Origin of the sequence: Chromohalobacter canadensis (genome assembly GCF_034479555.1) — a bacterium.
Lineage (GTDB): Bacteria > Pseudomonadota > Gammaproteobacteria > Pseudomonadales > Halomonadaceae > Chromohalobacter > Chromohalobacter canadensis.
On record NZ_CP140151.1, the window covers coordinates 1351980 to 1377855 of the forward strand.

23 protein-coding genes are annotated in these 25876 nt (G+C 61.4%); 10 read left to right on the forward strand and 13 right to left on the reverse strand.

From position 1 onward, the window contains the following. Window positions 1–148: 148 nt before the first annotated feature. From nrdF to SR908_RS06445, 6 genes are all read right to left on the reverse strand, one after another. Window positions 149–1129, reverse strand: a complete 981-nt coding sequence (nrdF, locus tag SR908_RS06420) for a class 1b ribonucleoside-diphosphate reductase subunit beta (RefSeq protein WP_097021770.1) — start codon at window positions 1127–1129, stop codon at window positions 149–151. A gap of 98 nt (window positions 1130–1227) precedes the next feature. Next, on the reverse strand, window positions 1228–3417 hold the full coding sequence (gene nrdE, locus SR908_RS06425; RefSeq protein ID WP_097021769.1) for a class 1b ribonucleoside-diphosphate reductase subunit alpha: 2190 nt from the start codon (window positions 3415–3417) through the stop codon (window positions 1228–1230). Continuing rightward, window positions 3407–3811 (reverse strand): class Ib ribonucleoside-diphosphate reductase assembly flavoprotein NrdI, encoded by a 405-nt coding sequence (nrdI, locus tag SR908_RS06430; RefSeq protein WP_097021768.1) that lies wholly within the window; start codon window positions 3809–3811, stop codon window positions 3407–3409. The genes nrdE and nrdI overlap by 11 nt, the downstream gene beginning before the upstream one ends. A gap of 16 nt (window positions 3812–3827) precedes the next feature. After that, a complete protein-coding gene (gene nrdH, locus SR908_RS06435; RefSeq protein ID WP_040240876.1) occupies window positions 3828–4052 on the reverse strand; it encodes a glutaredoxin-like protein NrdH in 225 nt (74 codons plus the stop codon). A gap of 211 nt (window positions 4053–4263) precedes the next feature. Beyond that, window positions 4264–5496: a 5-demethoxyubiquinol-8 5-hydroxylase UbiM gene (gene ubiM / locus SR908_RS06440; protein WP_246923673.1), complete on the reverse strand. Its 1233-nt coding sequence runs from the start codon at window positions 5494–5496 to the stop codon at window positions 4264–4266. Window positions 5497–5658: 162 nt separating this feature from the next. Then, window positions 5659–6711: a class I fructose-bisphosphate aldolase gene (locus tag SR908_RS06445; RefSeq protein ID WP_246923675.1), complete on the reverse strand. Its 1053-nt coding sequence runs from the start codon at window positions 6709–6711 to the stop codon at window positions 5659–5661. A 196-nt stretch (window positions 6712–6907) separates the two neighbouring features. Between SR908_RS06445 and SR908_RS06450 the strand changes: the two genes are divergently transcribed. The 5 genes from SR908_RS06450 (at window position 6908) to fba (ending at window position 11615) form a co-directional block, all read left to right on the forward strand. Beyond that, the gene (locus tag SR908_RS06450; protein WP_246923679.1) at window positions 6908–7273 is read left to right on the forward strand and encodes a CidA/LrgA family protein; all 366 of its coding nucleotides are present in this window, start codon (window positions 6908–6910) and stop codon (window positions 7271–7273) included. Beyond that, on the forward strand, window positions 7266–7994 hold the full coding sequence (locus SR908_RS06455; protein WP_246923682.1) for an LrgB family protein: 729 nt from the start codon (window positions 7266–7268) through the stop codon (window positions 7992–7994). Before SR908_RS06450 ends, SR908_RS06455 begins: the two co-directional genes overlap by 8 nt. A 138-nt stretch (window positions 7995–8132) precedes the next feature. Beyond that, window positions 8133–9224 (forward strand): type I glyceraldehyde-3-phosphate dehydrogenase, encoded by a 1092-nt coding sequence (locus tag SR908_RS06460; RefSeq protein ID WP_246923685.1) that lies wholly within the window; start codon window positions 8133–8135, stop codon window positions 9222–9224. Between the two features lie 11 nt (window positions 9225–9235). Next, window positions 9236–10399: a phosphoglycerate kinase gene (locus tag SR908_RS06465; protein WP_246923688.1), complete on the forward strand. Its 1164-nt coding sequence runs from the start codon at window positions 9236–9238 to the stop codon at window positions 10397–10399. Window positions 10400–10550: 151 nt separating this feature from the next. Then, window positions 10551–11615 (forward strand): class II fructose-bisphosphate aldolase, encoded by a 1065-nt coding sequence (fba, locus tag SR908_RS06470; protein WP_246923692.1) that lies wholly within the window; start codon window positions 10551–10553, stop codon window positions 11613–11615. 69 nt (window positions 11616–11684) lie between these two features. On the opposite strand, the gene SR908_RS06475 is transcribed toward fba, so the two are convergent. The 7 genes from SR908_RS06475 to SR908_RS06505 all read right to left on the reverse strand — a co-directional run bounded on the left by SR908_RS06475 (window position 11685) and on the right by SR908_RS06505 (window position 19096). Then, window positions 11685–12641, reverse strand: a complete 957-nt coding sequence (locus SR908_RS06475) for a D-ribose ABC transporter substrate-binding protein (RefSeq protein WP_246923695.1) — start codon at window positions 12639–12641, stop codon at window positions 11685–11687. An 18-nt stretch (window positions 12642–12659) separates the two neighbouring features. Further along, window positions 12660–13811, reverse strand: a complete 1152-nt coding sequence (locus SR908_RS06480) for an ABC transporter permease (protein ID WP_246923697.1) — start codon at window positions 13809–13811, stop codon at window positions 12660–12662. Between the two features lie 27 nt (window positions 13812–13838). Beyond that, a complete protein-coding gene (locus SR908_RS06485) occupies window positions 13839–15386 on the reverse strand; it encodes a sugar ABC transporter ATP-binding protein (RefSeq protein WP_246923700.1) in 1548 nt (515 codons plus the stop codon). A gap of 17 nt (window positions 15387–15403) precedes the next feature. Beyond that, window positions 15404–15991, reverse strand: a complete 588-nt coding sequence (locus SR908_RS06490; protein ID WP_246923703.1) for a DUF2291 family protein — start codon at window positions 15989–15991, stop codon at window positions 15404–15406. Between the two features lie 151 nt (window positions 15992–16142). Further along, on the reverse strand, window positions 16143–17243 hold the full coding sequence (locus tag SR908_RS06495) for an MDR/zinc-dependent alcohol dehydrogenase-like family protein (RefSeq protein WP_246923706.1): 1101 nt from the start codon (window positions 17241–17243) through the stop codon (window positions 16143–16145). Between the two features lie 286 nt (window positions 17244–17529). After that, entirely contained in the window at window positions 17530–18510 is a 981-nt protein-coding gene (locus SR908_RS06500) for a sugar-binding transcriptional regulator (RefSeq protein ID WP_246923708.1), read from the reverse strand. A 91-nt stretch (window positions 18511–18601) separates the two neighbouring features. Continuing rightward, on the reverse strand, window positions 18602–19096 hold the full coding sequence (locus SR908_RS06505) for an RpiB/LacA/LacB family sugar-phosphate isomerase (protein WP_246923712.1): 495 nt from the start codon (window positions 19094–19096) through the stop codon (window positions 18602–18604). Window positions 19097–19467: 371 nt separating this feature from the next. Between SR908_RS06505 and SR908_RS06510 the strand changes: the two genes are divergently transcribed. From SR908_RS06510 to SR908_RS06530, 5 genes are all read left to right on the forward strand, one after another. Then, window positions 19468–20460 carry a dihydroxyacetone kinase subunit DhaK gene (locus SR908_RS06510; RefSeq protein ID WP_246923715.1) on the forward strand — a complete coding sequence of 331 codons (993 nt, stop codon included), beginning with the start codon at window positions 19468–19470 and terminating at the stop codon, window positions 20458–20460. 27 nt (window positions 20461–20487) lie between these two features. Further along, on the forward strand, window positions 20488–21141 hold the full coding sequence (dhaL, locus tag SR908_RS06515) for a dihydroxyacetone kinase subunit DhaL (RefSeq protein ID WP_246923718.1): 654 nt from the start codon (window positions 20488–20490) through the stop codon (window positions 21139–21141). Between the two features lie 100 nt (window positions 21142–21241). Then, the gene (tal, locus tag SR908_RS06520) at window positions 21242–22198 is read left to right on the forward strand and encodes a transaldolase (protein WP_246923721.1); all 957 of its coding nucleotides are present in this window, start codon (window positions 21242–21244) and stop codon (window positions 22196–22198) included. 25 nt (window positions 22199–22223) lie between these two features. Then, window positions 22224–24215, forward strand: a complete 1992-nt coding sequence (gene tkt / locus SR908_RS06525) for a transketolase (protein WP_246923724.1) — start codon at window positions 22224–22226, stop codon at window positions 24213–24215. A 203-nt stretch (window positions 24216–24418) separates the two neighbouring features. Then, the gene (locus SR908_RS06530) at window positions 24419–25798 is read left to right on the forward strand and encodes an NAD-dependent succinate-semialdehyde dehydrogenase (RefSeq protein WP_246923726.1); all 1380 of its coding nucleotides are present in this window, start codon (window positions 24419–24421) and stop codon (window positions 25796–25798) included. Window positions 25799–25876: the final 78 nt, after the last annotated feature.

A 25876-nucleotide genomic window follows, 5' to 3' on the forward strand; every position in this document is an offset into this window, starting at 1 on the left:
TGACAAGATTTGCAGGAGAGAAACCGCATACGGGCGAGCGCTCCCGGCGCCCCGCTGCGTCGAGCGGGGGCTTTTATCCGGGTGAAGCGTGTCGATCAGCGCATCATGCGCGCTGGTAGGTATTGACTCCGACGTGCTGGCCGCCGGCTCAGAACGCCCAGTCTTCGTCCTCGGTGCGCTCCGAACGCCCGATGACATAGGAAGAGCCGGAGCCGGAGAAGAAGTCGTGGTTTTCCTCGGCCCCGGGCGAGAGTGCCGCCAGGATCGCAGGGTTGACCGCTTCGGTGGCGCCAGGGAACAACGGCTCGTAGCCCAGGTTCATCAATGCCTTGTTGGCGTTGTAATGCAAGAACGCCTTGACCTCTTCGGTCAGCCCCACGTCGTCGTAGAGCGATTCGGTGTAATGCACCTCGTTGTCGTAGAGCTCGAGCAGCAGATCGAAGGTGGCGTCCTTGATCTCTTGCTGGCGCTCGGCGCTTTCCTTGGCCAGTGCCTGCTGAAACTTGTAGCCGATGTAGTAGCCGTGGACCGCCTCGTCGCGAATGATCAGGCGAATCAGGTCGGCGGTGTTGGTCAGCTTGCCGCGACTGGCCCAGTACATCGGCAGGTAGAAACCGGAGTAGAACAAGAACGACTCGAGGAAGACGCTGGCGACCTTGCGCATCAGCGGGTCATCCATGCGGTAACGGTTGAGAATCAGCTCGGCCTTGTTCTGCAGGTGCGGATTCTCTTCGCTCCACCGGTAGGCGTCGTCGACATCACGCGTCGCGCACAGCGTCGAAAAGATCGAGCTGTAGGAGCGCGCATGCACCGACTCCATGAAGCTGATGTTGGTGAACACCGCCTCCTCGTGGGGCGTCACGGCGTCTTCGATCAGCACCGGTGCGCCGATAGTCCCCTGAATGGTGTCGAGCAGCGTCAACCCAGTGAAGACACGAATAGTCAGCGTCTGCTCTTGCTCGGTCAGCGTGTTCCACGAGGTCACGTCGTTGGACAACGGCACCTTCTCGGGCAGCCAGAAATTGGCGGTGAGCCGGTTCCAGACCTCGAGGTCCTTGTCGTCCTGCAGGCGGTTCCAGTTGATGGCATCGACGCGCGTCAGAGGACGCGGTGTCGCGGTAGCGGTCATGGCGGGTTCTCTCATTGCCGACGGCGTGCCTGGCCTATCGCCAAGCCACGCCGATGATCTCGATGGAAGTGTCTATCGCGCGGGTACGTCGCCCGGTGTTACAGGGTGCAGGACACGCATCCCTCGACTTCCGTGCCTTCCAGCGCGGCCTGGCGCAGACGCACGTAGTACAGCGTCTTGATGCCCTGGCGCCAGGCGTAAATCTGCGCCCGGTTGATGTCGCGTGTGGTCGCGGTATCGCGGAAGAACAACGTCAACGACAGCCCCTGGTCGACGTGCTGCGTCGCCTCGGCATAGGTGTCGATGATCTTCTCGGGGCCGATCTCGTAGGCGTCCTGATAATATTCCTGGTTGTCGTCGTTGAGATACGGGGCCGGGTAATAGACGCGCCCCAGCTTGCCTTCCTTGCGGATCTCGATCTTCGACACCACCGGGTGAATGCTCGACGTCGAATGGTTGATATAGGAAATCGAACCGGTCGGCGGCACCGCCTGGAGGTTACGGTTGAAAAGCCCATGCGCCATGACCGAGGCCTTGAGCTCGCGCCAGTCGTCCTGGGTCGGCACGTGAATGCCGGCCTTGTCGAACAGCTCGCGGACACGCGCGGTACGCGGCCCCCACGCCTGCTCGGTGTACTTGTCAAAGTACACGCCGCTGGCATAGTCCGACGCCGCGAAGCCGGCGAAGGCCACGCCCCGCTCGATCGCCAACTGATTGGAAGCGCGCAGCGCGTGATAGGTCACGGTGTAGAAATACAGGTTGGTGAAGTCCAACCCTTCTTCGCTGCCGTAATGGATGTGCTCGCGGGCCAGATAGCCATGCAGGTTCATCTGCCCCAGGCCGATCGCATGCGAATGCTTGTTGGCCTCGGAGATCGACGGCACCGAATTGATGTCGCTCATCTCGGAGACCGCCGTCAGCCCGCGAATCGCGGTCTCGACCGTGGCCCCAAAGTCCGAGGAATCCATGGTCTTGGCGATGTTCAGCGAGCCGAGGTTGCAGGAAATGTCCTCGCCGATGCGCTCGTAGCCCAGGTCCGCCTCGTAATCGGACGGCGTGTTGACCTGCAGAATTTCCGAACACAGGTTGCTCATGTTGATGCGTCCGGCGATCGGGTTGGCGCGATTCACCGTGTCCTCGAACATCACGTACGGGTAACCCGACTCGAACTGGACTTCCGCCAGCGTCTGGAACAGCTCGCGCGCGCTGATCTTGGTCTTGCGGATACGCGCGTCGTCGACCATCTCGTAATACTTCTCGGTCACGCTGATATCGCCGAACGGCTTGCCGTAGACGCTCTCGACATCATAGGGCGAGAACAGGTACATCGGCTCGTTGCGCTTGGCCAGCTCGAAGGTGATATCCGGAATCACCACGCCCAGTGACAGCGTCTTGATGCGGATCTTCTCGTCGGCGTTCTCGCGCTTGGTGTCGAGGAAACGCAGGATGTCCGGATGGTGCGCGTTGAGATACACCGCACCGGCACCCTGCCGCGCGCCCAGCTGGTTGGCATAGGAGAAGGCGTCTTCGAGCATCTTCATGATCGGAATGATGCCCGAGGACTGGTTCTCGATATGCTTGATCGGTGCGCCCGCCTCGCGGATGTTGCTGAGCAGGAACGCGACACCACCGCCCCGCTTGGAGAGCTGCAGCGCCGAATTGATGGAGCGCCCGATGGACTCCATGTTGTCCTCGATACGCAACAGAAAGCACGAGACCAGCTCGCCGCGCTGCTTCTTGCCGCAATTGAGAAACGTCGGCGTGGCCGGCTGGAAGCGTCCGTGGATGATTTCATCCATCAACTGCCGAGCTACCGTCTCGTCCCCCTGCGCCAAGGTCAGCGCGACCATGCACACACGGTCCTCGAAACGCTCTAGGTAACGGCGCCCGTCGAAGGTCTTGAGCGTATAGCTGGTGTAGTACTTGAAGGCCCCGAGGAAGCTCTGAAAACGGAACTTCACATCATAGGCGCGCTCGAACAGCGACTTGATGAAGGCGAAGTCGTACTGGTCGAGCACCTCCTTCTCGTAGTAGTTCTCCTCGACCAGATACTCGAGCTTTTCCGCCAGCGAATGGAAGAAAACCGTATTCTGGTTGACGTGCTGCAGGAAGTACTGACGCGACGCCTCACGGTCCGCCTGCAGTTGCAGGCGCCCCTCGTTATCGTAGAGGTTGAGCATCGCATTGAGGGCGTGATAGTCCAGCGTCTGCGTCGTGCGACTCAGCTCGACGGACGACGCGTTCAAGGACGATGTATTCTCGGTGGTTTCCACGGTGTCATCCAGCATCTGTCATCTCCGTCGCCAGGCAGCCATGCACCTTGGCGACATCTTCAGGCGTTCCCATCAATTCGAAGCGGTGCAGCAACGGCACCTGGCACTTGTGCGCGACCACGCGACCGGCCAAGCCGAAGGCGGCACCGAAGTTGGTATTGCCGCCGGCCACCACGCCCTCGATCAAAGCCCGGTTGTGGGGATCGTTCAAGAACCGGATCACCGGTCCCGGTACCGCCGTACGTGGATCGCCATCGCCATACGTCGGCAAGATCAAGATATAGGGACGTTCCACGCGCAACGGGGCATCGTTACGGCTACGCGGGATGGCCTGCGCCGACACGTCGAGCTTTTCGACGAAGCGCCGCGTATTGCCCGATTGCGTGGAAAAGTACACTACATCGCGCATGCTGCCCCCTTCCTTATCACGCGAGTTGGCGAATCAACTCGGGACGAAAACCTGACCAATGCTGCGATTCCGCCGCCACGACCACCGGTAACTGGCGATAGCCCAGCGATTCGACGGTGCGTACCGCCTCGGGATCCGTGCTGATATCCACCACCGTGTAGTCGATTCCCTGCTTGTCGAGGGCGCGATAGGTGGCGTGGCACTGCATGCAATCCGGCTTGCTGTAAATCTTGATGCTCATGAGAATGATAAGCCTTTGTTTTCGCAAAGAAGTGAGATAAGACAAAAAATAATCGATCAGGGACGACGCGCCGCCATCTCAGGCACCGCGTCTCAATACACCATATATGGTAGTACAAACTGGGGAGCCCGCATAGATATTGACGGTGACGCAGAAATTCGTTACGCGCAAATCCGTCGGCAAAACCCATCTATGACGGGGGAGAAACGACTCAGCGACGCGCGGCCGACTTGGCCAGATAGCCTTCCATCAGCCATTGCAGCGGCCCGGCCCGGCGCGCGGCTCCCAAGGCCAAATGGCGCACGATACGCGCCGGGGGGCGCGTATCGCCGTACAACGCCACCAGCGCTCGCGAGGCATGCCACAAAGGCAAGATCACACGCTGATGGTGCCGCGCATACACCGCTAACTGCGCTGGCGCCCCGACATCCTCTACCGCCTTGTCGTGATGTGTCAGCGCATCGACCAGCCGACGCACACTGGCCAACCCGACGTTGAAGCCATGCGCCGTGACCGGGTGCAGCCCCACCGCTGCATCGCCCACCAACGCCACGCGATCGGCGACCAGATGCTCGGCACGACTGACCGAGAGCGGATAATCGTGCAACGTGCCACGGCAGCTCATCTCGCCCACGCTGCCCTGGTAAAGGCGCGTCGCCTCCGCCGCGAATGCTTCCGACGACAACGCCTTGAGCCATTCGGCGTCGTGTGGCGGGAGCGTCATCACCAGCGACGCGGTATCGCCCGCCAGCGGCAGCAATGCCAAGCCACGTTCACCACTGAACCATGACCAGGTCACTTCCCGATGGGGCCGCGCATGCGCCATGCGTCGCACCAGTAGACGCTGGCCGGTGTCGTGAATCTGCGCAGAGAGTCCCGCCAGGCGGCGCGTCGCCGACAAACGACCATCGGCGGCCACCACCAGACGCGCGGGAATTTGCGCCTGATCGTCGAGCAATACACTACGCCAGCCAGGGCCGGCGCCCAATGCACTCACCCGGCGTCCGGTGACGAGCTGGATATGTTCGACGCCCTGCACCGCCTCGAACGCGGCACGCCTGATGACATGGTTAGCGACGAGTTGGCCAATACTGTCTTGACCCTCTCGCCCACGGCCCTCTCCTCGTGCACTGGCCAGGGTCATGCCCCGCGGGCTGGCTCCGTTGTAGAGACGCGCCTCGCGAATCGGTGCCATCTGTCTTGCGGGGATATCGATGCCCGCCGCCGCCAGTTGCTCGCGCGAGGCATGGGTCAGGGCGATCTCACGTCCGTCGTCGTCAGGCGAAGCCAACGCCGTGTAAGGCGCGGCATCGATCAACGTGACCGACAAATCCAGCGCCGCCAGCTCCAATGCCAAGCACAACCCGATCGGCCCCGCGCCGACGATCGCGACATCTTTGATAGCAACATCCTTAAGAGCGACATCTCTGGCAGGTTGCGACATGCGCCCTCCGCGTCAAATGAGCGTACCCAGACTAGGCACGCCACCATCATAATCGACACGACGCTCGCGCGTCATAAGCGTGACAATGGGTCGCTATGTACGAAAAGTCGGCAAGACGACCCGGCAAGACCGGGTCGTCGTCACGTGTCGTTGGGTCGTGCGTCAGGCGAGGGTGACCTCGGGGGAGAGGTAGACGTCCTGAATGGCGTTGAGCAGTTCGACGCCTTCGTTCATCGGCTTCTGGAACGCCTTGCGTCCGGAAATCAGGCCCATGCCGCCAGCGCGCTTGTTGATCACCGCCGTGCGCACGGCCTCACCGAGGTCGGAATGGCCCTTGGAGCCACCGCCGGAGTTGATCAGCCCGGCACGGCCCATGAAGCAGTTCGCCACCTGATAGCGAGCCAGGTCCACGGGGTTGTCGCTGGTCAGCTCGTCGTAGACCTTGTCGTGGGTATGCCCGAAACCGACGGCACGATAACCGCCGTTGTTCTCCGGCAGTTTCTGTTTGACGATATCTGCCTTGAGGGTCGCCGCCATGTGGATCGCCTGGCCGGTCAAGTCCGAGGCGACGTGATAGTCCGTGCCCTCGTGCTTGAACGCCGGATTGCGCAGATAGGACCACAACACGGTGACCATGCCCAGCTCATGCGCGCGCTCGAAGGCCTCGCTGATTTCCTGAATCTGGCGCCGGCTCTCGGGCGAACCGAAGTAGATGGTTGCGCCCACCGCCACGCAGCCCATGTCGTGCGCCTGTTCGACCTGCGCGAATAGCGTCTGATCGTAGATCGCTGGATAGGTCAGCGTCTCGTTGTGGTTGAGCTTGAGCATGAAGGGAATCTTGTGCGCATACCGGCGCGCCACCGAGGACAGCACGCCCAGCGTCGAGGCCACGCCGTTGCAGCCCCCCTCAATGGCCAACTCGACGATGTTCTTGGGATCGAAGTAAAGCGGATTGGGTGCGAACGACGCCCCGGCAGAGTGCTCGATCCCCTGATCGACCGGGAGGAAACTCAGGTAGCCGGTCCCCGCCAAGCGGCCATGATTGTAAAGCGTCTGCATATTGCGCAGCACGTGCGGGCTGCGGTCGTTTTCCGACATCACCCGATCGATGAAATCTGGCCCCGGCAGGTATAAATCTTCCTTGCGAAACGTCTGGCACTGGTGCTCCAGCAATGTTTCCGCCTCAGCCCCCAAGAGCCTTGCGATATCGGTCATGTAGCTTCCTCCCTGTCATCCAAGCCTGGCTATACGCACGGCGTGGCAGCCGACGTCGATCGTCAGGCTGGCACATGCTTGTGGAGCATAGCAATTCACGCTCGCCACGTAAGCGTCAATGTCGCGTCCGGCATTCGCCACGTGCTCTGGTATGATGCGCATCAATCTCCGGCACACTCATGCAAGGGCCATCCGCATGCTGTCCATCCTACGGGGTTTTCTGATTCTGACGGCGTTTTTGATGCTTGGCGACATCACCGTCGAGCTATTCGCACTCCCGCTCTCCAGCGGGGTCGCCGGTATGTTATTGCTCACCCTCTGGCTGTTGCTGCGCCGCCGCTTGAGCCACGACCTCGGCGCCGCCAGCCAACCGCTGATCGGTATGCTGGCGCTACTCATCATGCCCGGCGTCGTCGGCATCTTCTTCCAGGCCGACGAATTCAGCGGCCAATGGCTGACCATCTTCATCGCTCTTATCCTGGGCACGCTGCTCAGCTCGTTAACCACGCTGTGGCTGATGCAACGCCTGGTTGCCTCGCCCCGGGAGCGGCCGCATGAGTGAGCTTTTACTCCGCCTGGAAAGCCTGGCCCACACGCTCCCGCAACGCCCCGAAACCGCCATCGTGCTCACCCTGGCGGCCTATTTCGCAGGCCTGCGACTCTTTAACTGGCTGCGCTCGCCCGCCTGGTGTCCCCCCATCCTGCTCGCCGCCTGCCTGCTGGCCGGCTTGCTGGCACTTTTGCCACTCGGCTACACCGAATACCACCGTGGCGTCGGCTGGCTGACCTGGTTGCTGGGTCCCGCTACCGTTGCGCTGGGCGTACCGCTCTACCAGCAGGTGCATCACATTCGAACATTGTGGAAGCCCATCGTGCTGACCTTGCCCCCTGCGGCGATCCTGGCCGCGGGCTATGCCGTGGGCATCGCCTGGCTACTGGATGCTCCGCCGACGGTGCTCGCCTCGCTGGCACCCAAATCGGTGACCGCGCCCATCGCCATGGGCATCGTCGAGGAGCTGCGGGGCTCGGTTCCGCTGTTGATGGGCGCTTTGCTGATCACCGGGGTGATGGCCACGCTCAGCATCACGCTGTTGGCGCGCTGGGGAAACATCCACGATCCGCGCGTCATCGGCTTCGCGCTGGGCGTCAACGGCCACGCCATCGGCACCGTGCGTGCCTTCGATATCGGCCCCACCGCCGGCGCCTTCGCCTCGCTGGGCATGAGCCTGACCGGTGTGTTCACGGCGCTATGGCTGCCAATGATGTGGTATTTCGTGGGTTAGATCTCGTCTGTAGTGACATGAGCTCCCAAGCTGAATCGTGTCATGTCATGCCGACGTCACGCGGTCTTGGGCAAGCGGGGCGTAACTGCGCTAACATCGGCGCTTCACTGTCGAAGCGGGGCTCCCGAGCGTCTGTCCATGTCCTATCGCATCGCCATCAATGGTTACGGCCGTATCGGCCAATGTGTCCTGCGAGCCCTCACCGAGCGCCATGCGACTGACTTGGTCGTCGTCGCCATCAACGAGCTTTCCGATCTCGATACCATCGCCTACCTGACGCGCTACGACACCACTCATGGGCGCTTCCCCGGCCAGGTGGAAACCCGCGACGGCGCGCTGGTCATCGACGGTCATGCCATCCGCGTGCTGTCCGAGTCCGACCCCTCACGCCTGCCCTGGGATGAACTAGGCATCGACCTGGTGCTGGAATGCTCGGGTAGCTTCAAGGACCGCGCCACCGCCGAGCGGCATATCGCCGCCGGCGCCCAACGGCTGCTGTTCTCGCAGCCCGCCGAGGCCGATGTCGACGCCACCATCGTGCATGGCATCAACGACGCCGAGCTGCGTGCCGACATGCGCATCATCTCCGCCGCGTCCTGCACCACCAACTGTCTGGTGCCGCTGTTGACGGTGATCGACGAGGCCCTGGGGCTCGAGCATGGCGTGACCACCACCATTCACTCGGCGATGAACGACCAACCGGTGATCGATGCCTACCACAAGACCGATCTACGCCTGACGCGCTCGGCCATGCATTCGATCATCCCCGTGGACACCGGCTTGGCCCGTGGTATCGAACGCCTCATGCCGCATCTGGCCGGGCGCTTCGAGTGCCTGCACGTGCGCGTGCCGACCATCAACGTCTCGGCCATGGACATGGCGCTCTCGGTGCGCGAAACCACCTCGGCCGAGCAGGTCAATGCGCTGTTGCAAGCCGCCAGCCACGAGCGCCTCAACGGCCTGCTCGGCCATACCCAGGAACCGGTGACGTCGGTCGACTTCAACCACGATCCGCGCTCGGGTATCGTGGACGCCACCCAGACCCGCGTGGCCGGCAGCCATCTGATCAAGATGCTGTGCTGGTTCGACAACGAGTGGGGCTTCGCCAACCGCATGCTCGACGTGGCGACGCACTGGCTGGCACTCGCCGCCCAGAACGCTCCCGCTTCGACGACGTGCACCGCGCCCTCGACCTCCTCGTTGTCGTCTGACATCCCTTCATCCAAGTGAGGAACACGCCCATGAACGTGCGCAAGATGACCGATCTGGATCTCGCCGGAAAACGTGTACTGATTCGTGAAGACCTCAACGTCCCCATCAAGGGCGACCAAGTCACCAGCGACGCGCGCCTGCGCGCCTGCCTGCCGACCATCCAGGCCGCGCTCGACGCCGGCGCTCGGGTGATGCTGATGAGCCACCTGGGCCGCCCCACCGAAGGCGAGCCCGCCGACGAGTTCTCGCTCGCCCCGGTGGCGACGCACCTCGGCAAGCTGCTGAACCGTGAGGTCCGCCTGGAAAAGGACTATCTCGACGGCAGCGTCGAGATCGCCGACGGCGAGATCGTGCTGCTCGAAAACGTGCGCTACAACAAGGGCGAGAAGAAGGACGACGAGGCGCTGGCCAAAACCTACGCCGCACTCTGCGACGTCTATGTGATGGATGCCTTCGGTACCGCCCATCGCGCCCAGGCCTCGACCCACGGCGTGGCCCGCTACGCGCCCACCGCCTGCGCGGGCCCCTTGCTGGCGGGTGAGCTCGACGCGCTGGAAAAAGCCCTGGCCACGCCGGCACGCCCGATGCTGGCCATCGTCGGCGGCTCCAAGGTATCCACCAAGCTCGACGTGCTCACCGCACTCTCCGAGAAGTGCGATCAGCTCATCGTCGGCGGCGGCATCGCCAACACCTTCATCGCCGCGGCGGGCTACAACGTCGGCAAGTCACTGCATGAAGCGGACCTGATCGATCAGGCCAAGGCCTTCATGGCCAAGGTCGAGATTCCGCTGCCTTCCGACGTGGTGGTCGCCACCGAATTCTCCGAGCAGGCCGAGGCCACGGTGAAACCGGTCGACCAGGTCGGTGACGACGAGATGATTCTCGACATCGGCCCGGACACCGCCCAGCGCTTCGCCGAGCTGCTCGAAAACGCCGGTACCATCCTGTGGAACGGTCCCGTCGGCGTGTTCGAGATCGACCAATTCGGTAAAGGCACCGAGACGCTCGCGCGCGCCATTGCCGCCAGCTCGGCGTTCTCCATCGCCGGTGGTGGCGACACCCTGGCGGCCATCGACAAGTACGGCGTCGCCGACGACGTCTCTTACATTTCCACCGGCGGCGGCGCCTTCCTCGAATATGTGGAAGGCAAGCAGCTGCCTGCCGTGGCGGCTCTCGAAGCCGCTTCCCGGTAACCCGGCTCACTACGCCACGACTTACAACTACTACTCAAGCCACTACTTAAAACGACCACTCAAACCACTACTTAAAACGACCACTCAAACCACTACGTCACGATCGGCGGCCTGCGGGCCGCCTTGTACTTCTAGAGGAATCACACTCCCCATGGCTCTGATCAGCCTGCGTCAACTGCTCGACCACGCCGCCGAACACGCTTACGGCGTCCCCGCGTTCAACGTCAACAACCTGGAACAGATGCGCGCCATCATGGAGGCCGCCGACCGCACCGACTCGCCGGTGATCGTGCAGGCCTCCGCGGGCGCTCGCAAATACGCCGGTGCGCCCTTCCTGCGTCACTTGATTCAGGCCGCCGTGGAAGAATTCCCGCATATCCCGGTGGTCATGCACCAGGACCATGGCACCAGCCCCGGCGTGTGCCAGCGCTCCATCCAGCTCGGCTTCTCATCGGTGATGATGGACGGCTCGCTCAAGGAAGACGGCAAGACGCCCGCCGACTACGCCTATAACGTCGACGTCACCCGTCGCGCGGTGGAAATGGCGCACGCCTGCGGGGTCTCGGTGGAAGGCGAGCTGGGTTGCCTGGGCTCGCTGGAAACCGGTCAGGCCGGCGAGGAAGACGGCGTCGGCGCCGAAGGCACGCTGGATCACAGCCAGCTATTGACCGACCCCGAGGAAGCCGCCCAGTTCGTCACCGCCACCCATGTCGATGCCCTGGCCATCGCCATCGGCACCAGCCACGGCGCCTACAAGTTCACGCGGCCGCCAACAGGCGATATTCTCTCCATCCAACGCATCAAGGAAATTCACGCGCGCATCCCCGACACCCATCTGGTGATGCACGGCTCCAGCTCGGTGCCGCAGGAATGGCTGGAGACCATCAACGCCCATGGTGGCGAGATTCCCGAGACCTACGGCGTGCCGGTGGAAGAAATCGTCGAAGGCATCAAGCACGGGGTGCGCAAGGTCAATATCGACACCGACCTGCGCCTGGCCTCCACCGGCGCAGTGCGTCGCTTTTTGGCCGAAAACCCCAGCGAATTCGACCCGCGCAAGTTTCTCAAGGCAAGCGTCACCGCCATGCGCGACGTGTGCATCCAGCGCTTCGAAGCTTTCGGCACCGCCGGCCAAGCCAGCAAGATCGCCCCGCTCAACCTCGAACGCATGTTCGAGCGTTACGCGAGCGGTGAGCTAAAGCCAAAGGTGTCGTAAGGCCTCATCGGTGTAACGGTAGTAGGCTTGAGAGCGCCGCCCGGCGCTCTCAAGCGATTCAGGGAAGGATTACTGCTTAAGCACGAACGGGTCGGTGTATTGATCGGCGTTGTCCGCGGTGATGAGGAAGCAATCGAAAAGCTTCTTCTCGCCGTCGATGCCGGTATCACCATTCTTGATATATTTATCTGCCATGCGCACCGCCATTTCAGAGAAGATGGCCACCGGCTGCAGCACGGTATACGCCATCTCACCGGCTTTGACCGCCTCGACCGCGTCGGGAGAGCCGTCGAAGCCTCCCACGACCACGTCATCGAGCTTACCGGCTTCTTTCAAGGCCGAGATCGCGCCCAACGCCATCTCGTCGTTACCGCTGATCACGCCATCGATATCAGGGTTGGCCTGCAACAGGCTCTGCGTCTTGTTGAAGCCTTGGGTCCTATCCCAGTTAGCGACATCGACGCCGACACGCTCTAGGCCGGGATATTGGCTGAGCACGGTTTCGTAACCGTTGGAACGGGTGGCGGCATTATTATCCGAGGGCGCGCCCTTGAGTTCCACATAGCTTGCCGAATCGCCAACGCTCTTGATCCACTGCTGTGCGCCCAGCGCCGCACCCTGGGCGTTGTTCGAGACAAGTTGTGCCTGGGCCAGCCCCTTCTCATTGATTTCGGCGTTGATGATAAACACCGGAATACCAGCATCGACGGCTTTGCGTACCGCCCCAATAGAGCCGTCAGCATTGGCTGGGTCGAGAATGATGGCCTCTGCCTGATTGGTAATAGCCGTATCGATCTGATTGCTCTCGGTGTTGGTGTCTCCTTTGTGCGAGTTCACGTTGGCCTCATATCCCAACTCTTCGGCTGTCTCTCGGGCGATCTTACCCTCAGTAAACCAGTAGGGGTTGGAGGTGTCGTTGACGATAATGGAGATACGTCCTTCGTCCTGAGCCGCGACCCCACCCGCGAAGAGCGGCGCGCTCACGGCCAGTGCAGCTATCAGCAGGCGTTTTCCTTTCATGAACATAATCGACCACCTTTACTCTTATGATTGTGTACCGGCTTTACCGGCAGTACTTCCCGAGGCCGGCGAACGCTCAACGGCGCTCTCCGGTTGCGGCGAAGTCGTCTTGCCATCGGAAGAGGCTTGCTGCTTCTTCCGACCGCTGTATTGAATGCTGTTGAGCAAGACCGCGAGAATGATGACGGCCCCGGTGAACACGGTCTGCCAGTAGGAAGAAACCCCGATGATGACCAGACCATCGGAGAGGAACCCGATCACGAAGGCCCCCAGCAAAGTGCCGCGCACATTGCCGCGGCCACCGGTGAGTGCCGCACCGCCGATGACGACACCGGCAATCGCGGTCAATTCATAGGTCGTCCCGGCCGTCGGCCCTGCCGACGTCAGCTGGGATGACAGCACCAACCCGGCGATGGCCGCGCAAATGCCTGATAGCACATACACCAGCACTTGCACGCGTTTGACCGGTACGCCCGAAAGCTCTGCGGCACGGGCGTTACCGCCGGTGGAATACACCCAACGCCCAAACGGCGTGCGCGCCAGCAGCAGGATGCAGGCGATCGCCACGGCCGCCAAAATCAGGACACCGACCGGAACCCCGAACAATCGATTGAAGCCCAACCAGTCGAATCCGGTGTTACCCAGCTCAGGGCTACCGCCCAGATTGTTATAGGTCAGGCCGTTGGTCATCAGTAGGGCGACGCCTCTGGCCACGTACAAGAGCCCCAGGGTCGCCACGAAGGCGGGCACCTTGAAATATGCGATGAGCACACCGTTGATGGCACCGACCAGAGCGCCCAGTCCACACGTCAGAATGACCACGACCCACACGGGGGGGTAGAACACGACGCCCAGTATTTCGAAAGACACGCCTTGCATCAGAAAGCCTGCGAAGACACCTGCCAGGCCAAGCGTCGAGCCCACGGAAAGGTCGATGCCGCCCGTCAGGATGACCAATAGCATCCCGAGCGATAGCAACCCGAAGATGGCGACGTGAGACGACATGGTCAGGAAATTACTGGTCGAGAAATAGACAGGGGAAAGAATCGAGAAAATGACAATGATCGCGATCAAGGCGAAGAACGCACGACCCTCCAGAAGCATGCGCTTTATATCGAAATCGCCGCCGAATAGCTTGCCTCTCTCATTGTCGTTATCTTGGCTGACATCAGACATTGTGATTATCTCCGCTTTATAAGTGGATCAAGCGACCACGGCCTCGCCCGAGGCAGCCATAATCTCTTCTTTGTTGGCATCGGCACCGAATTCGGCCGCAATCCGGCCACGGCTCATGACGACGATACGATGGGCAATACTCAGGCATTCGCCGACTTCCGAGGTCGAGAACACCACGGCCAGGCCCTGTTGCGCCGCCCCCTCACTCAGCAGTCTGAAGACCTCGGCCTTGGCACCGATATCGATACCTCGGCTGGGTTCATCGAGCAGCACGACCCGGGGATGCGTCGCCATCATCTTGCCGATCACGACTTTCTGCTGGTTGCCCCCGGATAACGACCCGATGGAGGCTGCAGAGCCGTCAGTCTTAATGTGGACATTGCTGATCGATTCCCGCACCACGTGACGCTCACGCCCACGCGATGTCAGTAGTCCTTTGGTAAAGGCACCGATGCTGGCAAGCGACAGGTTTTCGCCCACCGACATCGTCTGTACCAGGCCATCGCGCTGGCGGTCCTCCGGCACCAACACCAGGCCTTTTTCGATACGCTCCGCGATACTCAGCCGCGAGATGTCCTCACCATGCAGCAGGACTCGGCCCGCACTCATACCGCCACGTCCTGCCACGCTTTCAAGCAGTTCGGTGCGGCCCGCCCCCATCAACCCATAGATGCAGACGATCTCGCCGGCACGTACGCTCAACGACACGTCATCGACCACGGCGCGTCCGGGCACCGATACATCGGGAATGGTGATGCCCTCGATCGACAGCACGGCACCCCCCATCGCGTACCCGTCCGGCGGGGAACCAAGATCGAAGTTCTCTCCCACCATGTTGCGTACGATCCACTCGAGATCGATCTCCTGACGCGCGGCATAGGCCGTCATCCGACCATCGCGCAATACCACGGCATGGTCGGTAATGGTCAGGGCTTCCTCGAGATGGTGGGAGATATATACGAGTGAAACACCACGGCTTTTCAGGTCACGAATCACGCGAAACAGCACCTCGACTTCCGAGGCGCTCAATGCCGAAGTCGGCTCATCCATGATCAGAATGCGCGAATTGACGGATAACGCACGGGCAATCTCGACGATCTGCTGCTGCCCGAGACGCAGATCTTCCACAGGCGTGAGTGGATCGATGGGTTCATCCAGTTCTTCCATGAGTTGGCGCGTCTGGCGCGCCTCCTCCGCATAATCGACGCCGCCCTTGCCGACGATTTCACGGCCCATGAAGACGTTATCGCGGACGCTCAAATTGGGCGCCAAGCTAAGCTCCTGGTGAATGATCGATATCCCCTGGCGCTGCGCCTCCGTGGTCGAAGAGAAGCGAACCGGCTCGCCTTCGAGAACGATTTCCCCCGATGATGGCTGCATGACACCCGAGAGAATTTTCATTAACGTCGATTTTCCCGCGCCATTCTCACCGAAAAGCGTTGTCACTTGCCCGTAGTGAACATCGAAATTCACGGCCTTCAACGCATGAACATTACCGAATGACTTGGCGATATTACGCGCCGACAGGATCACCTTTCCTAGCGTTCCTTCTTGACTGGTTGCATGTTCGTTCATCGCATCAAGCCTCCGGCTCATTCCACGCTAAAGTCGACCGGCGTCACGAGCCAGTTATTCGGATTGATCAACTGGAACACACCCGTCACCGTCACGGTCTTGCCTTGCAGGCCTTGTGTATCGATATCCGATAGCACCTGGGCCTTCATGGCATCGTTCAGAGCGGCGCCCGCATTCTGATATTCGATCTGATTCTTGAATTGACCGAACTCGATTTCTCCAGTGGCATCCCGCAGGTCGGTACCATTGATGGCCGGACCGGTCTGAACCCGTACCACGAGGTCATCGGGCGCCCCGTCAGCCTTGACCTCATATGTCCCGGACGTGCCGTCTCCCACCACACCGGTAAAGGTGACGGGCATGATCGGCCCGACGCCGCCTGGCACGCCGTATTTTTCCCCCGCCGCGCTCTGGTCGTCGGCAATTGCACTGGAAAGCTGCTCGATATCGACGGCACGCGCCTCGACATCGTCGCGAATCTTGGGAAATTCTTCTTCGGCGAAGCGTGCCATTTTCGCGCCTTCCTGCTCCTCTTCCGCGCCGATCGGCACCACCGTGGTATCCCAGGCCATGACGGCAAGCAGGACGACCGCAACGCCGATCATTACCGCCCTACCGCGCCCTTTTCGCCATCGTTTCGTAGGCATGGCGGCCGTATTTGAAGTCATGATGAAGCGCCCCCTGGCGTCGCTGATGAGTGGTAATCAAGTCCCGCGTCGGATGACGATTGTGATCGCCACGCAGAACATCGCGACATCACGCCCCGGGCATGAGAATGATCTTGAGTGCGCTGCTGTCGTGCCTCATCAGCTCGATACCCTTGTGGAAATCCGCCAATGGCAGCTTGTGGGTCACCACACCCTCGGTGGGGAAGTCACCGCTCTCGATACCCTCGATCACGTGTGGGTAGCAGTAAGGCCCCAGATGCGAACCCAGCACGTCAAGCTCCTTGCGATCACTGATGATGCTCCAATCGACCGTCACCGGATCCTTGAACACGCTGAACTCCACGAAGCGTCCCAGCTTGCGCAACATCGCCAGCCCCTGCTCCACCGACTTGGGTGCACCGGTCGCTTCGATGTAGATGTCACAGCCATAGCCGTCGGTCATGTCTTTGACGATCTGAACGACATCTTCGTCAGCTGGATTAAGCACCACATCGGCGCCGAATTTCTTGGCCAGTTCCAAGCGTTCACCGTGAAGATCGAGCACCACCAGCTTGGCGGGACCGGACTTCTTGGCCGGGCCGATCATTCCCAGCCCCAGGGTGCCGGCACCGGAGAGCACCACGATATCTCCCAACTGGATTTGCGCTCGCTCCACTGCGTGCATCGAGCAGGAAAACGGCTCGGTGAGCACGATGTTTTCCACCGGCACATCGTCTGGCAGCTTGTGGTTGATGGCTTCCTTGGGAAACTTCATGTACTCGGCCATGCCGCCGTTGACGTTATTCTGGAAGCCATACACGTCGTGCTTCTCGCACATCCAGTACTGGCCGCGATGACAGAAGCGGCAGTCCCAGCACGGCACGATCTGCTCGGAAATGACCCGATCCCCGATCTCGAAACCCGTCGCACCGGGGCCCATCTTGACGACATGCCCGATGAACTCGTGCCCTGGAATCATCGGCGCTTTGATATAGGCAGGCTGTTCCTCGTCGCCCCAGAAACTCGGTGCGCCTTCATAAGCCTTGAGGTCACCGGCACAGATGCCACAGGCCTCGACCTTGACCAGAATCTCCTTTTCACCGATATCAGGGACCGCAACGTTTTCCAGTCGATAGTCTTCCGGTGCGTAGGCGACGATGGCACGCATCGTGTCGGGGATATCGGGGGATGAGGTGGGCGTATCGTTCATGACGGCCTCCATTGAGCTGGCGCTTATTTATCATTTGATCTTTTGTTGCTCAAATGAATTAACGCTTTTCAGTATAGCCAGGTCAATGCAGTCGGCGACCTTTTCGCCTTATACTTTAGGATTGCTTTGTAAGTTTCTGAAAATAATAAATTTTATAGAGGGCTCTGCGAAAGCTAACGCCCGCAGAGTGTAAGGAGAAAAAGAAAGCCTGCACAAAAAAGCCGTTCACATAAACACATTAGTGTTCATATGAACGGCTCTGCACGGCAATCGGCGATACTTTGACTTAGCTCGCCGTTGAGGTGGTCGCCTCATCCAAGCGCAGGATGGTATGGGCGTTGGTCACACTAGTGGCCAAGGTATCGATGACGCCTGTACGCAGTGCCCCCAGGATCCCCGCCGCCTTGGTGTTTTCGCTGGCGATCGCCACCACATCGGGAATCCGCGCCAGATCCGTGATGGTCAATCCAATGACCCGGCCCTGCATGGGCGTTTCCGATGGCCGACCATGCATGTCGATGAAGTCGTACCCCATCATGTCCCCAACGGTACCCGAGAGGCGCGCCTCGGCGATTTCCTGCGGCGTGAACCAGCCCATGCGTACCATGTTGCTGTCCTCACTGAGATCGCCGACGCCGATCATCGCGATATCCGCGCGGCGCGCCCTATCTAACGTCTGGCGCACGGTAGGGTTTTCATACATCGAATCGCGCAACGCCGGGTTCTGCACCAGCGCCGGGGCATAAAGCGTTTCGCTTTCACCGCCATACTTCACCGCCAGGCGACGACAAATATGGTCGGGGTTCATGTATTCGCCGGCACGCAGCGAGCCGCCAATGGCACACACGAACGAGCATTTGCGCTCGCCTTGCTCGAAGACATTATCGGCCACCGCGCCCACGTTACGCCCCATCCCCACTGCCACGATCGAACCATCGTGCAGCTCGCGCGACAGATGATCGGCCACCAGGCTGGCCACACCGGAACGTTGAACGTCAGGCTCGGTGTGGTCGAGCGCAATCAAGGCGCGCTTGATACCGAAACGCCGGATCAGCGCCTGTTCGAGTTCGGCACTCACCGCCGGGTGCTGGCGCACCCGCACATCGACGATCCCTTCGGCATGCGCGCGTTTTAAAAGCCGGCCCGCCTTGACCCGGGATATCCCCAGCCGGTTGGCGATCGCCTCCTGGGTTTCGCCCTCCACATAATACAGAGAGGCGATTTCAGTCATCAGCGCGACTTCGGCGCTCTCGACACGTTCACTCATGGCACTAGCCTCATACGATCCGCTTCCCGGTTCCGGTCCACTTCGGGCGACGCGCACAAGATACCACAGCGAACAGGCGTACTCTTAACGATCAGACGTTCGGGGAGTCGCGAAAGGCTTCCTTCTCATACTCGGCAATACGCTCTATCTTGGCGCGCGAGCCGCCACCGCCGAACTCGGTTTCCAGGAAGGTCGTCACCACGGCCTTGGCCAGCTCCGGGCCGACCACACGGGCGCCGAGCGTCACGATTTGCGCATCGTTGCTCGAGCGCGCCTTGGCAGCCGAATAAGTGTCATGCGCCTGAGCGGCACGAATCCCGCGCACCTTATTGGCTGAAATCGCTACGCCTATGCCGGTCCCACAGACCAGCACTCCCTGCGCCACCTCTCCCGAGTCGATGGCGCGCGCCACTTTGACCGCCACATCGGGGTACAGCACCGGCTCGGCGTTATAGGTGCCGTAATCGACAGGCTCATATCCCAGAGCGCGAATGTGCTCGATCAGCAAAGCCTTGAGCTCGAATGCGGCTTCGTCGCCGCCCAGTGCGATGCGCTTTGCCGGCGCGCGACCTCTTGAGTCTGACATGTATTGTCTCCCGTGATGATTCCTCCCGCTTGCGATCGGCATGCTGTTACCGTTCGCGCTATGTTCAAAATATCACTAACCGAACATTTGTAAAATTCTTGATCACGAAAAGTCAGGTCAAGCCTCGAACACCCGATAATCCAGCTTCCAAGGAAAGAAATAAAAAAGCTTATATTTCAAATATATATCTTGAAATGACGCTTTCAAGCCTCTTATTCACGACCAAAGTCTCAGGCGTCGACACCGACCATGCCTTGACAGCCTTGGGCCCCAAGCCTAAACATCTGTTCAGTGAAAGATCATTATATAAGCCACCATCCCAGGTGTCGGATCGCCACGCCGTCGGCCACAACGAACAAGAGGAATACGCCATGCAACGCATCATCAATGACCCCGACAACGTCGTAGACGATGCCATCAAAGGTTACTTGCGCGCCTCGCCGAGCTTGTTTGTCGCCACCGACCACCCGCGCGTTCTCAAGTACCCGGACAGCCCCAGCGACAAGGTCGGCATCGTCACCGGTGGCGGTTCCGGCCACGAACCCGCCTTCCTGGGATATATCGGTGAAGGAATGTGTGATGCGGTAGCCATCGGCGAGATATTCTCGTCGCCCACCGCCGATGCATTCCTCGAAGCCTTTCGTGCCGCCCCCCATGAGCAGGGTGTCGCCTGCCTCTACGGCAACTACGCGGGCGATAACATGAACGTGAAGATGGCCAAGCAGATGGCCGAGATGGAAGACATCGAGGTCAAGACGGTGATTGCACGCGACGATGTGGCCTCGGCACCGGCGACGCAGCGTGACAAACGGCGCGGCGTGGCCGGCGAAGTAATGATGTGGAAAATCGGCGGCGCGGCGGCGGCCCGCGGCGACAGTCTCGACGAGGTCATCCGCCTGGCGCAGAAGGCCGTCGATGCGTGTTCGAGCATCGGCGTCGGACTGAGTAGCTGCACCATTCCCGCCAACGGCAAACCCAACTTTTCGATCGAGCCCGGCCACATGGAGCTCGGCATCGGCCACCACGGCGAACCGGGAATCGAAGTCGCGCCGCTGACCAGTGCCGAGGCCATCGCCACGGCCATGTGCGACCCTGTTCTCGCCGACCAGGACTTCGCCGGCAGCGAAGTGGCGGTTTTGATCTCCGGGCTTGGCGCCACGCCGGTGATGGAACTCAATATCCTCTACGCGCACATCGCCGAACGACTCGAAGACGCTGATATTCGCGTGCATCGTACGGATATCGGCAATTACTTCACCTCGCTGGAAATGATGGGCGCCACGCTCACGCTGATGAAGCTCGACGACGAGCTCAAACCGCTGCTGGACGCCCCGGCACGCTCGCTGGCCATCACGCAGTGCTGATCGGAACCGCTACTACGGAGACTCATCATGCAAGTTCTGGACGCGACTCAAGGCAGGGACATTCTCGAGGAGTTAGTCGAGGTCATCGTCGACAACCGCCAATACCTGAGTGACGTCGACGGCGCGATCGGCGACGGCGATCACGGCATCAACATGGCCAAGGGGTTTCGGCTTTGCGGGGAGTCGGTCGCCGGCCAATCGCTGTCGCTTTCCAAGGCGCTGGGCACGCTCGCCACGACCTTGATGGGCTCGATCGGCGGTTCGATGGGGCCGCTTTACGGCAGCCTCTTCATGGGCATGGCCAAGTCGGTCAAGGACAAGAACGTCCTCGACGCCAAGGATTTCGGTGACATGTTGGCCGATGGGCGCGAAGCACTCGAGCAGATCAGCGATGCCAAGGTCGGCGACAAGTGTCTTCTCGACACTCTGGTGCCGGCCATCGAACGTTACCGTGACGCCGTCGAGGGCGGAGACGACTTTCCTCACGCACTGCAAGCCTTACGTAACGGCGCCCAAGACGGTCGCGATTCGACGCTCGACCTGGAAGCCAAGATCGGACGCGCGGCACGCCTCGGCGAGCGCTCGCGCGGCCATCTGGATGCCGGTGCGGTGTCGTGCTGCCTGCTGCTGACCCGCTTGGCCGACAGCACCGAACGCCGCCTGGAAAAAGCCGCCGCCTGAGCACTGGCGGCGGCTTACTGGGTTTCCCTCCATTTTTTAGCCCCCGACGCCGTCTGGCACGTCGTGGGCCTTCACGCCCGCATACCGCGGCGGAGCAACCATGGTTTCACAGCTCGACTCACTCAAGGCACTGTCGCAAGTGGTCGCCGACACCGGGGACCCAGCCGCCATCGAACGTTATCGGCCCGTCGATGCCACCACCAATCCTTCCTTGATCCTCAAGGCATTCGAGCTGCCCGGCTATCAGCCACTGATCGAGCGGATCCTGGAAGAGGCGCGTGACGAGAAGTCACATGACGCCGACCACTTGGAGCGTATCGTCGACCGCCTCTCGGTCGGCATCGGCAGCGAGGTCGCCCAACTCATTCCGGGACGCGTCTCCACCGAGGTCGCCGCCAAGCTCTCGTTCGATACCCAGGCCAGTATCCGCAAGGCTCATGAGTTGGTGGAGCGTTACGAGGCGCTGGGTATCGGCCGTGAGCGGATCTTGATCAAGCTCGCGTCGACCTGGGAAGGCATCCGTGCCGCCGAGGTACTCGAGCGCGAAGGCATTCAATGCAACCTCACCCTCCTGTTCAGCGACGCTCAGGCGCAGGCTTGCTTCGATGCTGGCGTGTTCCTGATTTCGCCCTTCGTGGGGCGTGTCACCGACTGGTATCAGAAAGAAACCGATCAAACGTTCTCCCCAGAGGAAGACCCTGGTGTGCGGTTCGTGCGCCAGGTTTGCGAGCGCGCCGACCAGGGCGGCTACGACACCGTCGTCATGGGGGCCAGCTTCCGTACGCCAGAGCAAGTCCTCGCCCTCGCCGGCTGTCATCGACTGACGATCTCCCCCGCCTTGCTGGAAACGCTCGAGGCGCGCGAAGGTGATGTCGACGCCAAGGTCCGCTTCACGCATCCCGAGGCACAACCTGGCCATCCGCTCGGGGAAAGCGCCTTCCGCTGGCAGCACAACCAAGACCCCATGGCCATCGACAAGCTGGCCGAAGGCATCCGGCGCTTCGCCGACGACCAGGCCTGTCTCGAGGATTTGATCGCCGACCGGCTTGATAACTGAATCATCGCTCACGGAGGAGACACCGATGCCCTCTCGCTTCACGCTAGCCAATGCCATTCGCGCCCTTTCGATGGATGCTGTGCAGGCCGCCAATTCCGGCCACCCCGGCGCGCCGATGGGCATGGCCGATATCGCCGAAGTGCTGTGGAACGACCATCTCAAGCACAATCCCAGTAATCCCACCTGGCCCGACCGCGACCGTTTCGTGCTCTCCAACGGGCATGGCTCGATGCTGTTGTATTCGCTTTTACACCTCAGCGGTTACGACCTGGCCATCGACGACATCAAGCAGTTCCGCCAGCTCCATTCGCGCACGCCGGGGCATCCCGAGCTCGGCTATACGCCTGGGGTCGAAACCACCACCGGCCCGCTGGGTCAGGGGCTGGCCAATGCCGTGGGCATGGCACTCGCCGAACGCACTCTGGCCGCGCAGTACAATCGCCCAGGGCATGACATCGTCGACCATCGCACCTGGTGCTTCGTCGGCGATGGTTGCCTGATGGAGGGCATCAGCCACGAAGCCTGCTCGCTGGCAGGAACGCAGGGTCTCGGCAAGCTGACCGTCATCTACGACGACAACGGCATCTCCATCGACGGGGAGGTCGCGGGCTGGTTCACCGATGACACTGCCAAGCGCTTCGAGGCCTACGGCTGGCAGGTCATCGCTGACGTCGACGGGCATGATCCCGCCGCCATCGAAGACGCCATCGTCGCCGCCAGGAGGGACACGCAACGCCCCACCTTGATCATCTGCAAGACGGTCATCGGCTTCGGTGCGCCCAACAAACAGGGCACCGGCGCCTGTCATGGTGCCGCCCTGGGCGAGGATGAAGTCGCCGCCGCGCGCCAGCGCCTCGAGTGGTCGCACCCACCGTTTCACGTGCCCGACGAGATCTACGCGGGCTGGAACGCCGACGCAGCCGGCCAGCAAGCCGAGGCCGAGTGGCGCCAACGCTTCGCGCGCTACGCCGAGGCTTATCCCGAGCTTGCCGCAGAACTCGAGCGCCGCTGGCGTGGCGAGCTACCGGGCGACCTGGGCGGCAGCGCCCTGATCGAAGACGCCCAGCAAGCCTGCGATACGCTGGCCTCACGCAAGGCCTCACTCGGTGTGCTCAACCACCTGGGGCCACGCCTGCCGGAACTGCTGGGCGGCAGCGCCGACCTCGCGCCATCGAATCTGACGATCTGGGAGGGCGCACGCGCCATCTCGGCCCAGGCACCCGACGGCAACTACCTGCATTACGGCGTTCGTGAATTCGCCATGGGCGCCATCATGAACGGCATCAGCATGCACGGCGGCTTCATTCCCTATGGAGCCACCTTCCTGACGTTCATGGAATACATGCACAACGCCGTGCGCATGGCCGCCATCGCGCGGCGCCAGGTGATCTTCGTCTACACCCACGACTCCATTGGGCTTGGCGAAGACGGCCCGACTCACCAGCCCATCGAACAACTCAATGCGCTACGCATCACGCCGAACTTGGCAACGTGGCGCCCCTGCGACGCCACCGAAACCAGCGTGGCTTGGCTGGCGGCGCTCAAACGTCAGGACGGCCCCACGGCTTTGGTATTTTCGCGCCAAGGGCTTCCCGGGCAAGCACGCGATGTCGCACAGCTCGCCGCTATCGAACGTGGTGGCTACGTGCTCAGCGATTGCGAGGGCACGCCCGAGCTGATTCTCATCGCCACCGGCTCGGAAGTGGGCCTGGCCATGGAAGCCGCCACCCAGCTCAATGGCCAGGGGCGTCAGGTCCGCGTCGTTTCGATGCCCTGCGCCAGCGCATTCGATGCTCAAGATGCCGACTATCAGGAGGCGGTACTGCCGCCTACGGTGACACGTCGCCTCGCCATCGAAGCCTCGCATCCCGATTATTGGCACAAATACGTCGGCCCTCGAGGCAGTGTGATCGGCATGACCGGCTACGGGGAATCGGGCAAGGCCGAGGACTTGTTCCGCCACTTCGGATTCACCGTCGAAAACGTGATCGACACGGCTCACACTTTGCTCGACTGACCTGCCTGGCCTGCCTGGCGGCATGGCCCAGACGGCCATGTCGCCATCCGCCGGGCCCGATCCGGGCTGGATCGGTGGCCAAGCGATAATGGCCAGTCGCCCCCTTGATTCTCTCCTTCAGCATCGCCAGAACGAGTAGTGAGGCAAGCAGGAAGGCTGCCTCGGGAAGACTCGTCGCCGACGATCCCGTTAAGGAGGATGATATGAGCCGCAAGACCCTCACCGCCGTCAATCCCGCCAACGACCAAGTACTCGGCGAGCACGAGATGCTCGACGATGACCAGTTGGCCGAAAAGCTCAATCAAGCCCGCGAGGGCTATGCCGAATTCCGTCACCTGCCGGTGGCCGACCGCAGACACCGGCTCACCGCACTGGCCGACTTGATCGACCAGCATCAACGTGAAATTGCCGAGATTATTGCCCATGAAATGGGCAAGCCCTTTCATCAGGGAATCGACGAAACGCAGATTTCCTCGGCTATCGTGCGCTTCTATGCCGATAACCTGGAGTCTCTTCTCAAGCCCCAGCCACGTCAGGTGGAAGGCGCACAGAAGGCCGAAATCGTCCACGACCCGATGGGCGCCGTGCTCGGCGTGATGCCGTGGAACTATCCGCTTTATCAAGTGGTGCGCTTCGCCGCGCCCAACCTGGCAGGCGGTAATGTCTGCCTGCTCAAGCACGCCTCCAACGTGCCGGGCTGTGCCAAATACATCACCAAGCTGTTCCACGACGCGGGCTTCAAGGAAGGTACCTTCACCTGGCTGCCGATCGGTTCCGACAAGGTCGAAGGCATCATTCACGATCCGCTCGTCTGCGGCGTCACGCTCACCGGTAGCTATGAAGCTGGGCGCAGCGTTGCCAAGATCGCCGGCGATGCCATCAAACCTAGCGTGCTTGAGCTCGGCGGCATCGACCCGCTGATCGTGCTCGACGACGCCGATGTCGACAAGGCCGTGGAACTGGCCGTGAATGGCCGCTTCGACAACACCGGGCAAAGCTGCGCGGCCTCCAAGCGCCTCATCGTTGAACGCCCGGTGCTGGAGCGCTTTACCGAGCGCCTCATTGATCGTGTGCAGAAACTGACCATCGGCGATCCCATGGACGGCGATACCGAAATCGCTCCCATGTCGCGCAAGGATCTGCGTGACGATCTCCATGACCAAGTTCAGCGGGCGATCCAGCAAGGGGCACAACTTGAGACCGGTGGTGAAGTCCTCGACCGTCCCGGCGCCTGGTATGCGCCAACCGTGCTGACCAATGTCGCGCCTGGCAATCCGGCTTTCGATGAGGAATTGTTCGGCCCAGTGGCCTCGGTTATCGTCGCCGACGACGCCGAGCACGCCATCGAGCTGGCCAACAACTGCCGCTATGGCCTGGGCGGTACCGTGGTCGGCCAGGACGTGAAACGCGCCGAGCAGGTCGCACGCCGGCTCGAAGTCGGCATGAGCTTCGTCAATCAGCCCACCACGCCCTTCGCCGAGCTGCCATTCGGTGGCGTCAAGGAAAGCGGTTACGGTCGCGAGCAGAGCGAATACGGCTTTGGCGCCTTCCTCAACGTGCGCACGGTCTATATCGCCGAGTAAGTATGCCGTGAACGCCCCAACGCAAGCGCCCCGCCCAAATAATTGGGCGGGGCGCTTTGTCGTTCGGCGTCCGCGATG